Annotated in this window: 8 protein-coding genes; 4 read left to right on the forward strand and 4 right to left on the reverse strand. The window is 67.0% G+C overall.

All coding sequences use genetic code 11. The annotated features are described in order from the left end of the window. Positions 1-21: 21 nt before the first annotated feature. Positions 22-1,275 (forward strand): tyrosine--tRNA ligase, encoded by a 1,254-nt coding sequence (tyrS, locus tag BLQ70_RS18445; RefSeq protein ID WP_091859547.1) that lies wholly within the window; start codon positions 22-24, stop codon positions 1,273-1,275. 182 nt (positions 1,276-1,457) lie between these two features. On the opposite strand, the gene BLQ70_RS18450 is transcribed toward tyrS, so the two are convergent. Continuing rightward, on the reverse strand, positions 1,458-4,862 hold the full coding sequence (locus BLQ70_RS18450) for a hypothetical protein (protein ID WP_091859550.1): 3,405 nt from the start codon (positions 4,860-4,862) through the stop codon (positions 1,458-1,460). 255 nt (positions 4,863-5,117) lie between these two features. Between BLQ70_RS18450 and BLQ70_RS18455 the strand changes: the two genes are divergently transcribed. Further along, complete coding sequence (locus BLQ70_RS18455) at positions 5,118-5,582, forward strand: peroxiredoxin (RefSeq protein WP_091859553.1); 465 nt, start codon at positions 5,118-5,120, stop codon at positions 5,580-5,582. A 96-nt stretch (positions 5,583-5,678) separates the two neighbouring features. Beyond that, positions 5,679-6,977 carry a M23 family metallopeptidase gene (locus BLQ70_RS18460; RefSeq protein ID WP_091859556.1) on the forward strand — a complete coding sequence of 433 codons (1,299 nt, stop codon included), beginning with the start codon at positions 5,679-5,681 and terminating at the stop codon, positions 6,975-6,977. Between the two features lie 70 nt (positions 6,978-7,047). On the opposite strand, the gene prfB is transcribed toward BLQ70_RS18460, so the two are convergent. From prfB to BLQ70_RS18475, 3 genes are all read right to left on the reverse strand, one after another. Continuing rightward, positions 7,048-8,176, reverse strand: a protein-coding gene (prfB, locus tag BLQ70_RS18465; RefSeq protein WP_139163582.1) for a peptide chain release factor 2 whose coding sequence is annotated in 2 segments (ribosomal slippage) — positions 7,048-8,106 and positions 8,108-8,176 — 1,128 coding nt in all. Because the reading frame shifts where the segments join, the coding sequence is not laid out codon by codon here. A gap of 173 nt (positions 8,177-8,349) precedes the next feature. Further along, positions 8,350-10,800 (reverse strand): penicillin-binding protein 1A, encoded by a 2,451-nt coding sequence (locus tag BLQ70_RS18470; RefSeq protein WP_091859561.1) that lies wholly within the window; start codon positions 10,798-10,800, stop codon positions 8,350-8,352. A 215-nt stretch (positions 10,801-11,015) separates the two neighbouring features. Continuing rightward, positions 11,016-12,227, reverse strand: coding sequence for an N-acetylmuramoyl-L-alanine amidase (locus tag BLQ70_RS18475; protein WP_091859564.1), 1,212 nt, complete (start codon positions 12,225-12,227; stop codon positions 11,016-11,018). 707 nt (positions 12,228-12,934) lie between these two features. Between BLQ70_RS18475 and BLQ70_RS18480 the strand changes: the two genes are divergently transcribed. After that, positions 12,935-15,694: an Rne/Rng family ribonuclease gene (locus tag BLQ70_RS18480; RefSeq protein ID WP_091859567.1), complete on the forward strand. Its 2,760-nt coding sequence runs from the start codon at positions 12,935-12,937 to the stop codon at positions 15,692-15,694. Positions 15,695-15,718 lie beyond the last annotated feature (24 nt).

Here is a 15,718-nt window from a genome sequence, read left to right on the forward strand (position 1 = left end):
TCCAGCAGATCGCAAGCCGCCATGACCACCTACAAGTCCGATTTCCTGCGCGTTCTCGACGAGCGCGGCCTCATCCATCAGGTCTCCGATCCGGCAGGCCTCGATGCTCTGTGCCGGCAGGGAACCCAGACGGCCTATGTCGGCTATGACGCGACCGCGACGAGCATCCATATCGGCAACCTGATCTCGCTGACGATGCTCTACTGGTTCCAGGAGACCGGCCACCGCCCGATCACGCTGATGGGCGGCGGCACCTCCATGGTCGGTGACCCCTCCTTCCGCGACGACCAGCGCAAGCTGCTGACCGTCGAGGAGATCGCCACCAATATCGAGAGCATCAAGCGCGTCTTCGGCCGCATCCTGCGCTATGGCGACGGGCCGACCGACGCGATGATGGCCAACAACGCCGACTGGCTGCTGAAGCTGAACTATGTCGAGTTCCTGCGCGATGTCGGCCGGCATTTCTCGGTCAACCGCATGCTCTCCTTCGATTCGGTGAAGCTCAGGCTCGACCGCGAGCAGTCGCTGTCCTTCCTCGAGTTCAACTACATGATCATGCAAGGCTACGACTTCACGGAGCTCAACCGGCGCTATGGCTGCCGCCTGCAGATGGGCGGCTCCGACCAGTGGGGCAACATCATCAATGGCGTCGACCTCTCGCACCGGATGGGCGGCCCGCAGCTCTACTGCCTGACGACGCCGCTGCTGACCACCTCCTCCGGCGCCAAGATGGGCAAGACCGCCAATGGCGCCGTCTGGCTCAATGCCGACGTCTTCAGCCCCTATGATTTCTGGCAGTATTTCCGCAACACCGAGGACGCCGATGTCGGTCGCTTCCTCAAGGTGTTCACGCGCCTGCCGCTGGACGAGATCGCCCGGCTCGCCGCACTCGACGGCGCCGAATTGAACGAGGCGAAGAAGATCCTCGCGACCGAGATCACGGCGATCGTCCATGGCCGCGAGGCGGCCGAAGCCGCCGCCGAAACCGCGCGCAAGACCTTTGAGGAAGGAGGGCTTGCCGCCGACCTGCCGAGCGTCGCGATCGCGCGGGCCGAGGTCGAGTCGGGCATCGGCGTGCTCACCGCATTCGTGAAGGCGGGGCTGGTGCCCTCGACCGGCGAGGCCCGCCGTCAGGTCAAGGCCGGCGGCTTGCGCGTCAACGACGCGGTCGTGACCGATGAGCGCGCGCTGCTCGGCCTCGGCGACCTGACGTCAGAAGGCGTGATCAAGCTCTCCTTCGGCAAGAAGAAGCACATCCTGCTGCGCCCGGAGTAAGCTCTTCGCCTGTCATCCCGTGCGCGGTGCAGCGCGAAGCGATGCGCCGCAGACACGGGACCGTTTTACGAGAAGGCGCCTCTTTCTGGTGACGGTCCCGCATCTGCGCAGCAGCACTTCGTGCCGCAGCGCGTGCGGGATGACCGGCGGATAGCAATGCCGCACCTTACTTGTCAGGCGCCTCAGCGCGGCTGCGTCTGCCTCGGCTTCTGCGCCGGCGCGCCGCCGAGCGGATCGACGAAGCGGCGCAGGATGCCGGGCGCCAGGGCCGAGAGCGGATTGATCGACATGGTCGGTGCGCTGGCGGCGCCGGAGATGCGGAAATTCACCGCGAAGAGCCCGCCATACTGGCTGCCGCCGCCGAGCAGCGCGCCGACGACGGGCACCTGGGCGAAAGCGTTGTTGAAGGCATAGCCGGGCACGAAGGTCCCGCCGATATCGACGCGGTCGCGGCCATAATCGACATGCCCCTGCAAGGTGAATCCGACCTGCTGGCCCCAGATCACCATGTCGGAAACGTCGAGCCGGCTGGCCGAGCGGGTGAATTCGGCCTTGAGCTTGGTGAAGGCGACCTCGCTCACGTCGATGTGCTGCTCGGCCGCGCCATCGCCCGCGAAGGCCCGCGACGACTGCGCGCCGACCACGCGGCGCAGCGCCGGCTCATCCCGGACCATGAAGTTGCGGAACAGCAGGTCGCCGCTCTGGTTCTCTCCCGGTCCCAGCGTGAGCATGAGATCGCCGCCATGGGCCTTGTTGTAGAGATCGAGGAAGCGCAGCAGCGAGCCGCCGTTCTCCGACTGGACGACCAGTTGCCCGCCCTCGCCCTGGCGGCCCTGCCGGGCGGAAACATCGGCCTTGCCGATCCGGCCCTGGAAATTCGCGGAACGGATATCCCCCCCGCGCTTCGCGAGTTTCAGCGTACCGCTGGTGATCGCCTCGCTGTTGAAGCCGGTCAGGATCGGCACGTCGAGATCGACGTCGTAATCGCCGCCCTTGGCCCCGGACTTAGCTCCCTTGCCCGACGATCCCGGGCGTTGCAGGTCTTTGATGAAGGGGCGAAGGTCGGCGACCGCGCCCCGCACCGTCAGCTTGACGACGCTGCCATCCCGCCGTGCATCGACCTTCAGGTTGTCACCCGGCGACAGGCGGAACTGGGAGAAGCTCGCACTGTCCAGCCCGTTCTGCTTGTTCAGCTCGATTCGTCCCTTGATCAGGGCCGAGCCCGCCTCGAGCGAGAAATCCTCCAGGTCGGGGCCATCCGCATCCGCGACATAGGCGAAACCGACCTTGCCAGGCCGCCCCGACGGCTTGCTCAGCCCGGGAACGACACCGTCGAGCGCGACCTTGGCGAGATCGATCTCGACGCGCGGCGGCTGCTCCGCGCCCTTGCCGAGCGACTTGACCACTTTCACCGGTAATGTCCCGGAAATCCCGCTGTCAGTGCCGAAGCCGCGTCGCTGCCGGGCCGCGGCATCGAGCGCAAGCTGCAGAACTGCTTCGCCCTGCCCCTTGCCGTTCTGCTTGAGCTCGACCTGCGCCTTGTCGCCGCCGACCCGCGCATCGCCACGCAGCGACAGCCCGTTGCGATCGAGATTGACGGCGAAGCTGCCGGCGTCGAGCTTCTCGGTTCCCAGAAGCGTGTCGGAAGCGACGCTCGCGAGCGATCCGGTGCCGGTCACGACGACCTCGTCCGGCTTCAGGTCATCGGCAAGCGGCAGGGTGATGCCGACCTTGAGGTCGCTCGTGCCCTTGATCGCCGCCGGGTCGATCTTGCCGGGGTTGAACTCCTTCAGGGCCGGAAAGGCGAAGAGCGCCGCCAGCGCATCCATCGAGCCGACCGAGCGGAAGCCGATCCGCGCCTGTGCGCGGTGCACATGATAGTCGGGCATGGCGAAGCTGCCCTCGCTCAACTCGAGCTTGCGGCCACCGCCGAGCTCGGCCGTCGCCTTGCCGATGGCGAGCTGGACGGTGCTGCCACCGACCCGGCCGGACACGGTCGCATCGACCAGAGGCGGCAGACCCGGATCGGGGAGATAGCGGACGCGGTCGGCATCGATCATCACCGAGAGCGCAGCATCGGGCATGCCCTCGCCCCTGAGCAGGCGGGCGTGATCCTCCGGTGCCAGGTCGAGATCGACCGACAGCGACTTGATGCGCCCCGCCGCGAGCTGCCGCCGCAACGTGCCGTGCACATCCGGCGAGGTGAAGGCAGGCCAGATCGCGAGCAGCGCGCGGGGATCGGAATCGCTCGCCTTGATCGCGAAGCGCTGCAATGGCGAGCCGTTCACCCGCTGAACCATGGCCGACATGTCGACGGTGGCGAGCGGCCCGCGCAACGAAACGGAGTCGATGGTCACGGCATTATTGGCAGGGTCGAGCTTGACCGCGGCCTTCAGGCTGTCGATCTGGACCGGCGGATCGGCGTCGACGCCGGCAAGCTGGCCCTTGGCATCCAGTGCGATGCGCCAGCCGCCATTATCCTCGCGCAGCGAGCCCGTCGCCGAAAGCTGCGTCGCCCCGGCCTTGATCTCGCTGCGGACGATGTTGAGCTCGGACAGGTCGGCGCCGCTCGCCATCTCGATATCGGCCGAATCCAGGGCGAAGGACGAGACCGGGCTTTCGGGAAAGCGCAACGTGCCGGACCGAACCGCGATCCGGGCGGTGATCGACTTCTTGCCGTCCGGGGACTGCCGCAAGATGGCGCGCCCCTGCAGCGGCAGGCCCTCGACCAGAACGCCGCCCTTTCCAAAGGCGAGCGCGACCGCTTCCGCCGGCTCGAAGCGCAGGATATCGATATCGGCGCGCTGCGTACCGTCGGCCTCGGTCGACAGATCGACGGCGAGCTCCTTCCAGCGTTGGCCGGTGCGCCCCTTCATCGTCATCCGCGTGCCGCGGTGGGCGATGCGGGTCAGCTTGATCTCGACATCCTCCAGCCCGGCCTTCTGGCGCCCTTCCGGGTCGACCAGCGAGAGCCGCGCCCCGTTCATGCCGGCTTCCTCGAGCGATCCGAGAATGCCGTCGCCGCGCGCCAGCGTCGAAATCGCTCCCATGATGCCGGTGAAGGCGTTCCACTGCGCCGCATCCGGGACGCTGGGCTGCGGCGGCGTCTCGGCCGGCGCCGAATCGGCGTTGACCACGAGGGCGCCGTCCTTGGTGACGCCGAGGCGGACATTGACGCCGCGCAGGTCGACCGAGACGAGCTTGATCTCGCCCCTGAGCAGCGCGAGCGGCGCATAGCCGAGAACCGCTTCCGGCGCCCGGATCACGGCGCCGCTGACATGCTGGAACGAAACCTGCCGGACGCGCAGTTGCGAATGCCCGTCGATGCGGCCGAGCTCGGCCGAGGCTGCCGTGACCTTCCAGTCAGGTCCCAGGCGCGCCTCGATGGCAGCCGTGATGCGCCCTTCCAGCCCCGACAGCGGTACGATGCCCGTGACCATGAGCGTCGCTGCCGCCCCCGCCAGCACCAGCACGGCGACCGTGACCGCGACGCAGATGGTGACGAGACCCGCCTTGGCGCGCCGCTTCACGATCGCGACATCGCAGGCTTCGCTCGCGGGCAGCGCTTCGCCTTGCCCCGCAGCCACAGCCCTTGCTTCCTGGTCTGCCAAAATCCGCGTGGTCCTCTTCGGCGCCTGCGCCGGCTCGTGTCAGGGTGCGGCCGATCGCCCCTTGCCGCAATCCCTGAAGGCGGCATGCATGTCGATGCGGTCAGACGAAGCGATTCGGCAATCCGGAAACGGAATCACCCGACGATTCGCAGGTTTTTGCCGCGAGCCGTCCCGCCATGCCGGGTCACGCGCTCCATGCAGCGAGAAGGCGACGAAAGGAAGGCGGCGGCCATGGCATTGCAGGAAGGCGACAAAGCGCCGGATTTCACGCTGCCCCGCGACGGCGGTGGCGAGATCGACCTTAGCGCGCTGCGCGGCCGCAAGGTCGTGCTCTACGCCTACCCCAAGGACAACACCCCCGCCTGCACCGAGGAGGCCATCGCCTTCAATCGCCTGCGCCGGGAATTCACGGCCTGCGGCACCGAGATCATCGGCGTTTCGCCCGATTCGGCGAAGAAGCACGGCAATTTCAAACGCAAATACGAGCTCGACTTCCCGCTCCTCGCCGACGAGACGCAGGCTCTGGCGAACGCCTACGGCATCTGGGTCGAAAAGAGCCTGTACGGCCGGAAATACATGGGGGTCGAACGCTCGACCTTCCTGATCGATTCCGAAGGGCGCCTCGCCCGGATCTGGCGCAAGGTGAAGGTTGCCGGCCACGCCGAAGAGGTGCTCGCGGCCGCCCAGGAACTTTGAAGCATCGCAGGAGCGTTGTGCGTGCCGGGATTTGCGAAAGATTAACCCTAACAATGTCTGATGAGGGTATCGGCAGCGTGATTATCGGTTCCGCGTATGCATCATCAGTCCCAGACAGCTCCCGCCCTCCCGACCGTCGGCCTGGTCTCCCACAAAACCTATACGGTGCGCCGTTCCACCATGCTCGCAGGACTCGCCTGGCTCGCCCTGAGCACGGCCTGCAGCGGCGGCGCCGGCTGGTACATCCTCAGCAGGGATGATCTTGCCGCGAGGCTGATCGCCCGCGAGACATCGCGCCAATACGCCTATGAGGATCGGATCTCCGCGCTGCGGGCCGATATCGACCGCTACGCCAGCCGCGCCCTCCTCGATCAGGACGGTGTCGAATCGCGCGTCGACGAACTTGCCAGCCGGCAGGCCGAGATCGAATCGCGCCAGTCGCTCGTGGCGGCGCTCACCGACACCTTGCAATCCAATGGCCTGATGCCGGCCGCGAAGCTGCCGCTGCGCTCGCAGGTCATCAAGCCCGGCGAACCGATCCGCGCCTCCGGCGTGACCAGTTTCGCCCCGATCCTGCCGGGCAAGCCGACGCCCGCGCCCGAGACACCTTCGCTGCGCGGCGCCGATAGTGGCTGGCAGTCCGGCGAAACACCGGCCGAGCCCCCGGCGAAGCGTGTCGATGCCGCCTTGACGAAGCTTGACGGCGCCATGGCCAGGACGTCCAACGCGCAGCTCTCGACGCTGAAGGAGATGGACGAGACCCTCGCCGTGACGCAGAAGCGCCTGCGCAGCGCGCTCGCCGAAACCGGGCTTGACGCCGATCGCCTCGCCGCACCGGCGGCCTCGGCCGGCGGCATGGGCGGCCCCTTCGTGCCGGTGAAGCTCGACCCGTCGGAGAGCCCCTTCGCGGCCACGCTCAGCGCCCTCCAGCCGCGCGTGGCGTCGGTCCTGCGCCTGCGCGGCGTGATCGAACAGTTGCCGCTCTCCCGGCCGATGGCCGGCGATCACGACTTCACCTCGAATTTCGGCTACCGCACCGATCCCTTCACCCGCGGTCTCGCCATGCATACCGGCGTCGATTTCCGGGCCGAGACCGGCTCGTCGGTCCTGGCGACCGCACCGGGCAAGGTCGTGGTGGCCGAGTACAATGGCGGCTACGGCAACATGGTCGAGGTCGAGCATGCCAATGGCCTGAGCACCCGCTACGCCCACATGTCGGCGATCTCGGTCTCGACCGGGCAGATGGTCAAGGCGGGGACCGTGGTCGGCCGGGTCGGCACCACCGGTCGCTCGACCGGACCGCACCTGCATTACGAAACCCGCATCAACGACGAGCCGGTCGACCCGACCCGCTTCCTGCGTGCCGGCGGCAAGCTGCTCGCGAAGGCGCTCTGACAGGACCAGCCCGAAATGAAAAAGGCCGCGCTTCGGGCGCGGCCTTTTTTGTTCGCCTTGGCAGCCGAGACTAATCGATATCCTCGACTTCCACCTCGGTGCCGTAGACGCGCTGTGCCAGCGACGCCTCCATGAAGGCATCGAGATCGCCATCGAGCACCTCCGACGGCGCCGTCGAGCTGACGCCGGTGCGCAGGTCCTTCACCAGCTGATAGGGCTGCAGCACATAGGAGCGGATCTGGTGGCCCCAGCCGATATCGGTCTTGGAGGCCTGCTCGGCATTGGCCTTGTCCTCGCGCTTCTTCAGCTCGACCTCGTAGAGGCGCGCGCGCAGCATGTCCCAGGCCTTGGCCCGGTTCTTGTGCTGTGAACGCTCCTGCTGGCAGGACACCGCGATTCCGGTCGGGATATGCGTGATGCGCACCGCCGAATCTGTCGTGTTGATGTGCTGGCCGCCGGCTCCCTGCGCGCGATAGGTGTCGATGCGGCAGTCGGATTCGTTGACGTCGATGACGATGCGGTCGTCGACGACCGGATAGACCCAGATCGACGCAAACGAGGTCTGCCGCCTGGCATTCGAGTCAAAGGGCGAGATGCGCACGAGACGGTGCACGCCCGATTCGGTCTTCAGCCAGCCATAGGCGTTATGACCCTTGAACTGCAGCGTCGCCGACTTGATGCCGGCCGTATCGCCATCCTGGTACTCGAGCGTCTCGACCTTGAACTTCCGCCGCTCGCCCCAGCGCCGATACATGCGCAGCAGCATCTCGGCCCAGTCCTGGCTCTCGGTGCCGCCCGCGCCGGGATGAATCTCGACATAGGTGTCGAGCATGTCGGCCTCGCCCGAAAGCAAGGTCTCGACCTGCAGCCGCGCCGCTTCGTCCTGCACGGCCTTGATCGCCTGCTCGCCCTCGGTGACGGTGGCCTCGTCGCCCTCCATCTCGCCGAGTTCGATCAGCGTCAGCGCGTCGTCGAGCTCGCGCTCGAGCTTGCCGATGCCCTCGATCTGGGTTTCCAGCGAGGTGCGCTCGCGCATCAGCTTCTGCGCGGTTTCAGCATCGTTCCAGAAATCGGGTCCCTCGGAGAGGGCGTTGAGTTCCGCTAGGCGGCGTTGAGCGGCATCCCAGTCAAAGATGCCTCCTCAGCAGTCCGATCGACTGCTTGGCGTTATCGAGTTGCGTCTGGATTTCGGGGCGCATGATTCCGTCTGGACGTCCTTGTGAGCTGAACTTGAGCGCTGAGATAGGGGCGAAAGCCGGCGCTGTAAACGCCCGAGCGATCATCAGCGCGCCGGGTCGAGGCGACTATGATCGTCGGCCCGAAAGGAAAAACGCCCGGAGTCATCTCCGGGCGTCAAAAACCTGCTGTCAGCTCAGTAGAGCCCACCAGTGCCGGAACCGACGGCGCGGCCGCCGCCTCCCGGCCCGACATTGAGCGGCGCGCTGCCGTCGCCGGCAGCACCGATCACCGAATAGCTGTCCGGCGGCGCCGTGCCCGGCTTGAAGGCTTCGAGAATGCCGCCCTCGCCGCCGGCGCGCATGCCGGTGCGGGGGTCGACGCGGATCAGCTTGATGCCGGCCGGCACGCGGAACGGCGTCGCCGGCTTGTCCTTCAGCGCCGCGCTCATGAAGTCGCGGAAGATCGGCGCGGCATACTGGCCGGCCGTCGCCGAGGTGCCGAGCGACTTCGGCTTGTCGAAGCCCATATAGACGCCGACGGCGAGGTCGGGCGAGAAGCCGACGAACCAGACGTCCTTGGCATCGTTGGTCGTGCCAGTCTTGCCGGCGAGCGGCTTGCCGACCGACTTGACCACCGTCGCCGTACCGGCGTTGACCACGCCCTCGAGGATCGAGACCATCTGGTAGGCGGTCAGCGGATCGAGGACCTGCTCGCGGTTGTCGACCAGGCGCGGCTCCGGCTGATTGGCCCATTTCTCGGCATTGCAGCCCTCGCAGACCCGCTGGTCATGCCGGAAGATCGTCGAGCCCGAGCGGTCCTGGATGCGGTCGATCAGGGTCGGCCGGATTCGCTTGCCGCCATTGACCAGCATCGAATAGCCCGCGGTCATCCGCATCACGGTGGTCTCGCCGGCGCCGAGCGACATCGACAGCACCGGCTGGAGATCGTCATAGACGCCGAAGCGGCGTGCATATTCGGCGATCAGCGGCATGCCGACATCCTTGGCGAGCCGCACCGTCATCAGGTTCTTCGAGAACTGGATGCCGTAGCGCAGCGTGCGCGGTCCGGTCGATTTGCCGTCGTAGTTCTCCGGGCGCCACATACCGAGCCCCGCCCCCTGATCGATCTCGATCGGCGCGTCCAGGATGATGCTGGACGGGGTGTAGCCGTTGTCGAGAGCGGTCGCGTAGACGAAGGGCTTGAACGAGGAGCCGGGCTGGCGCAGCGCCTGCGTCGCGCGGTTGAACTCCGACTGATCGTGACTGAAGCCGCCGACCATCGCGAGCACGCGGCCCGAGAACGGGTCCATCGCGACGATGGCGCCGTTGACCTCGGGCAATTGCCGCAGCCGCGCATAACCCGGCCGGCTCTCCATCGGCTCGACATAGACGACGTCGCCGACGGAAACGACCTGCGAGATGCGGCCGCGGCGGGTCCATTTGATGCCGTCGGCGGCGAGCGTCAGGATCTGGCGCTCCTTGTTGAGATGACCGGCGGTATCGCGCAGCGGATGCAGGCCGAGCTTGGCGCTGTCGCCGTTGACGTCGAGCACCACCGCGAGCCGCCATGGCGCCACGTCGCCGAGCACCGGCAGTTCGCCGACCACGGCACCCCAGTCTTGGCCGCCAAGGTCGATCTTCTGGATGGCGCCGCGCCAGCCGCGCGCTTCGTCGAAGCGCACCAGCCCATCGACCAGCGCCTTGCGGGCCATCAACTGGGTCTTCGGGTCGACGGTGGCGCGGACCGAGAGGCCGCCTTCGAGCAGCTTCTTCTCGCCATAGCGGTCCTGCAATTCGCGCCGGATCTCCTCGGCGAAGTAGCCGGCGGCGATGTTGTTGGGCGAAACCGTGCGCGGGTTGACGCCGAGCGGCTGCTTCTTCGCCTCTTCACCCGCCTCGCGCTTGGCATAGCCGTTCTCGACCATGCGATCGATGACGTAGTTGCGGCGCTCGATTGCGCGGTCGCGGTTGCGGAAGGGATGGAGGTCGGAGGGCGCCTTCGGCAGCGCTGCAAGGTAAGCCGCTTCCTGCAGGTTCAGCTCATGCACCGACTTGCCGAAATAGTTCAGTGCCGCGGCGGCGATGCCATAGCTGCCCTGCCCCGGCGCCGGGGCGCCGAGATAGATCTCGTTCAGGTAGAGCTCGAGGATCTTGTCCTTCGAATAGGTCGATTCGAGCTTCAGCGCGACGAGCGCCTCACGAATCTTGCGTTCGATCGACTGCTCGGGGCTGAGGAAGAAGTTCTTCGCGACCTGCTGGGTAATCGTCGAGGCACCCTGCGGCCGACGATTCGCGCCTCGGTTGCGGAAGTTCGAGATGGCGGCACGAACCAGACCTTCCGGATCGACGCCGATATGCTTGTAGAAATTCTTGTCCTCGGCCGAGAGATAGGCGTCGATGAGCAGCTTCGGCACGGCCTGGATCGGCAGATAAAGGCGGCGTTCGCGCGCATATTCGGCGATCAGGCTGCCGTCGCCCGCATGGACGCGCGTCATCACCGGCGGCTCGTAGTTCCTGAGCTGGGCATAGTCCGGCAGATCCTGCGAGTAATGCCAGATCAATCCGCCGGCGATGGCGGCGCCGATCACGAAAGCGATCGCACCGGCGGCGAACAACCATCCGAAGATTCGCAGAATGAACCGCATCTCAGGCCCTGGACCCCGTAATTCTCACCGGCGGGCGCCGGATCGGGGCGCTTCGCAAATCAAAGCTATAACATGACGGAGATGGCGGAACCGTGGCTTCGCGACCACATTCCGCACCATCCGACAGTCCTCGGAACGCTACGCAGGCACGCCGCCGACGATTCGGCCGCTTCCCCATCCCTGCCGCCGATCCCGGCCGGGCGCAACCGGAGCGGCTAGTTCCGGTTCTCGGCCGCCTTGCCGACGGAAGCCCGCTCGCGGGCGAAATAATCCTCGATCGCGGAAGAAACGGCGGTCACCGCCTTGCCTCGCCATTCCGGCGAATTGAGCAGTTCGGCATCCTTCGGGCTCGACATGTAGCCGAGCTCGATCAGCACCGACGGCACATCCGGCGCGCTCAGCACCCAGAACCGTGCCGAGCGTAGCGGGACCTTGTGCATCTTGATCGAACCGCCGAGCTTTTCGACAAGATTGCGCGCGAAGACACCGGTGAAGGTCCGCGTCTCGCGCCGGGCGAGATCCTGCAGGATGCCGGCGACATCCTGCAGTTCCTCGCTGGTTTCCAGTCCTGCGGCGGCATCCGCCTCGTTTTCCTTGGCCGCAAGCCGGGCGGCCTCGGCGTCCGTCGCACGCTCCGAGCGGGTATAGACGGTGGCGCCGCGGACCTCCTGGGCCTGGGTCAGCGAATCGGCATGGATCGAGACGAACAGGTCGGCCTGCTCGCCGCGCCCGATCTGCACGCGATCGCCGAGCGAGACGAAACGGTCGTCGTCGCGGGTCATGACGACGCGATAGCGGCCGCTGGCCTCGAGCTGCTCCTTGAGTGCCTTGCCGAAGGCGAGAACCACCACCTTCTCGGCGATGGCAGCAACCGTCGCACCCGGATCGATACCGCCATGGCCGGGATCGATCACGATGGTGCGGCGCGTCTCGCCGGCAGCCTTTGCGGGTGCCGTGGCAGGAGCAACCGGTCCCGGCCTGCGCACCTTGTCGGCCTCGGCCAGGAACTCCGCCCGCGCGACCTTCTTCAATTCGATCGTCAGTTCGCCGAAGCCGCCCCGCACCGTCTTCACCTCGGCCTTCGCGATGACGGCGGGATGCGACAGGTCGATGATGATTCGGGCCTTGTCGGCGGTGAACAGGCCGTAGCGATAGCCGCTGACGAAGCCGGCGCTGCGCTTCACCGAAGGCCGGATCTGGAAATTGGTCGAGGGCAGTTCGACGATGACGCGGTCCGGGGAGACCTGCACCCAGGCATCGACCGCGACGGCCGAGGACAGCATCATCGAAAGGCTTACGGTCTCGCCGTTCTGCTCGATACGGGCGTCGGTCGCGACCGGATACTCGCTCTGCGGCCGCGGCTCGGCCTTCGTCTCCGCCCAGGCCGGCGAAAAGCCGGTCGCCAGCAGGCAAGCGACGGCGAGCACGCACCGCAGCGCCCGGGATCGCCACGGCGCATCGCAACGGCTCGAATCGGCGCGGCGGATGCACGAGAACAGGTGAAAGATCCCGCTTATTGTTACGAGGGTTTAACCATAACGGGGCTGAAATCCTAACAGCCCGTTACCATCTCTTCCCGAGACCGTGAACCGCCCTGCCGAGGGCGGCGTGAGATGCACGCGTCATGTGACTTGCAAATCACTATCACCTGTCTGTAATGGAACAGGTTGCTTGTCAGCCTGCCCGAGGGACACATCCGGATCGTGCGATCCGTCGGCGTCCGAAGCAGGCTGGGCTGCCGCTCCGGACCGGAGTGGCGGCAACAAGACGACCGCAACGGATCGTCCGCAGACGGTTGGCATCGGGATTGCGTGTTTTCTGCGCCCTGCCCTGTCTTGCGAGCGTGCAAACGCGATGCGCCTGGCCGCCCGGCCGGAGCATCGCAGGTCAGGACAGATGACGGGGCATAAGACGCCGCTAGCACCATCGGTGAACCGTCCGAACCTGCGGAACCGCGCCGGGCTTTGCGCCCGGGTGGCTGTTCCGAGCCGCCTTCCTGTCTCGACCGCTTCCTTCTCCCTCCTGCAACATGCCGGCTCATCCCGGTCTTTTCGCGGCGCCCCTGCCCGCGGCGGCGGACTAGCATCCGTAGCCGCGCGGCCCTGGTTGGCGGCCGCGCCAATGGAAACGACTTATGGCCAACAAGATGCTTATCGATGCCACCCACCCGGAGGAGACCCGGGTCGTGGTGGTCCGCGGGTCCCGCGTCGAAGAATTTGATTTCGAATCCGCCAGCCGCAAGCCGCTGCGCGGCAATATCTATCTCGCCAAGGTGACGCGGGTGGAGCCTTCGCTCCAGGCCGCCTTCGTCGAGTATGGCGGCAACCGCCACGGCTTCCTTGCCTTCTCCGAGATCCATCCCGACTACTACCAGATCCCGGTCGCCGACCGGCAGGCGCTGCTCGACGACGAGGCCCGTGCCGAGCGTGACGAAGAGCGCGACGAGGAGAAGCGCGAGAAGCGCGGTCGCCGCGACCGTGGCCGCCGCGGCGATCGCGACAACCGCGCCAAGAAGGCCGCTGCCGACGAGACCGTTTCGGCGGAAGTCGAAGCGACCGGCGAGGACGTCCAGGTCGAGACCGACGGCAAGGAAGCCGCCATGGTCAACGAGGGCGCGCCCGCCTTCGGTGAGTATTTCGCGCCGGATGTCGCCGAATCGACCACTGAGGACGCCGCTGCGAATGCTGCGCCGCTGACCTTCGAGACCGTCTCCGTCGAAGCGACCGAGGTTTCGGTCGAAGCGCCGGAGGGCTCGGACACCGAGGCCCGCAAGCCGTCCGAGGACGACGGCGACGACGAGAACGGCAACGAGGAGACCGAAGAGGCTCCCGAGCAGCTCGGCGGCGGTGACGCCCTCGACGACATGCCGGAGCGGCGCCAGCGCAGCCACCGCCGCCAGTACAAGATCCAGGAGGTGATCAAGCGCCGTCAGATCATCCTGGTCCAGGTCGTCAAGGAAGAGCGCGGCAACAAGGGCGCGGCGCTCACCACCTATCTCTCGCTGGCCGGCCGCTATTCGGTGTTGATGCCCAACACCGGCAAGGGCGGCGGCATCTCGCGCAAGATCACCAATGCCGAGGACCGCAAGCGCCTCAAGGAGATCGCGACCGAGCTCGAGGTTCCCGAGGGGATGGGCCTGATCCTGCGCACGGCCGGCGCCTCGCGCACCAAGGTCGAGATCCGGCGCGACTACGAATATCTCATGCGGATGTGGGAGAGCGTGCGCGAGCTGACGCTGGCTTCGGTCGCTCCGGCGCTGGTCTATGAGGAGGGCAACCTCGTCAAGCGCTCGATCCGCGATCTCTACAACAAGGATATCGACGAGGTTCACGTCGCCGGCGAGGAGGCCTATCGCGAGGCCAAGGACTTCATGCGCATGCTCATGCCGAGCCAGGCCAAGAGCGTGAAGGCCTATCGCGAGCAGACCCCGCTCTTCGCCTCCTTCGGCGTCGAGAGCCAGCTCGACGCGATGTTCTCGAACACGGTCACGCTGAAATCCGGCGGCTATATCGTCATCAACCAGACCGAAGCGCTGGTCGCGATCGACATCAACTCCGGCCGCTCGACCCGCGAGCACAATATCGAGGACACCGCCCTCAAGACCAATCTCGAGGCGGCGGAGGAAATCTCCCGCCAGCTGCGCCTGCGCGATCTCGCCGGCCTCATCGTGATCGATTTCATCGACATGGAGGAGAACCGCAACAACCGCGCCGTCGAGAAGAAGCTGAAGGAGTGCCTGAAGGACGACCGCGCCCGCATCCAGGTCGGCCGCATCTCGGCCTTCGGACTGCTCGAGATGTCGCGCCAGCGCATCCGCACCGGCGTGCTCGAATCGTCCTCGGTGCCCTGCCCGCACTGCGCCGGCGCCGGCATGATCCGCTCGACCTCTTCCGTCGCGCTGCAGATCCTGCGCGCGCTGGAGGAGACGCTGATCAAGAGCGCCGCGCACAATCTCACCGTCCGGACCCGTCCGGAGGTGGCGCTCTATGTGCTGAACCAGAAGCGTGCCCATCTCGCCGATCTCGAGACCCGCTTCGCCATCGCGATCACGATCTCGACCGACGCGAACCTGCTGGGCACGCGCTATTTCGAGGTCGAGCGCGGCGAATTCGTCGGCAATGAGGGGCGCGTCGTCCCGATCAGCTTCAAGGCCGAGGCGATCGCGTCGGATGTCGATGACGAGGCGCTGGATGCCGCCGCGGAAGCGGCCGCTCTCGACGCCGAGACCGGCGGCACCGAGACCGCCGCCGCCGAGGCTCAGGACCAGTCCGAGCGTGGCGAGGGCGAGAATGGACGCCGTCGCCGTCGCCGCCGCCGCCGCCGGCGTGGCGGCGAGCGTGACGAGCAGGGCCAGCAGCTCGACGGCGCGCAGGGTGACGACGAAGGCGACGAGAGCGAGGAAGACGGCGACGACGCCGCCATCCCGGCCACGGCAACGGCCGAGCCGGCTGCCGAAGCCGCCGCCGAAGTCGCCCCGGAACCGGTCGTCGAGGAGCCTGCGGCCGAGCCCGCCAAGCCGAAGCGCAGCCGCGCCCGCAAGCCGAAGGCCGAGGCCGCCGAGGAGACCGAAGCCAAGACCGAGACGGTCGCCGCCGAGGTTGCTCCGATCGAGGCCGAGAAGCCCAAGCGCAGCCGCTCGCGCAAGAAGGTCGTGCCGATCACCGAGGGGGGCGAAGCCGCTGCGGAAGCTGCTCCCGCTCCTGTCGAGGCCAAGGCCGAGGCCCCGGTCGCTGCTCCCGAGACCGCGGCGGCCCCGGCCGAGCCCGCTCCGGCGCCGGAACCCGCACCCGTTCGCGCACCTGCCGAGGAGCCCGTCGCGGTCGTGCTGACCGAGCCGGACCCGGACCGGCCGAAGCGTGGCGGCTGGTGGAACAGGCTCGCCGGCCGCTCCTGATCGCGCCGCCGAATTCCAACGCAT

Origin of the sequence: Allobosea robiniae, from assembly GCF_900102525.1 — a bacterium.
In the GTDB taxonomy this organism is placed as follows: Bacteria; Pseudomonadota; Alphaproteobacteria; order Rhizobiales; family Beijerinckiaceae; genus Allobosea; species Allobosea robiniae.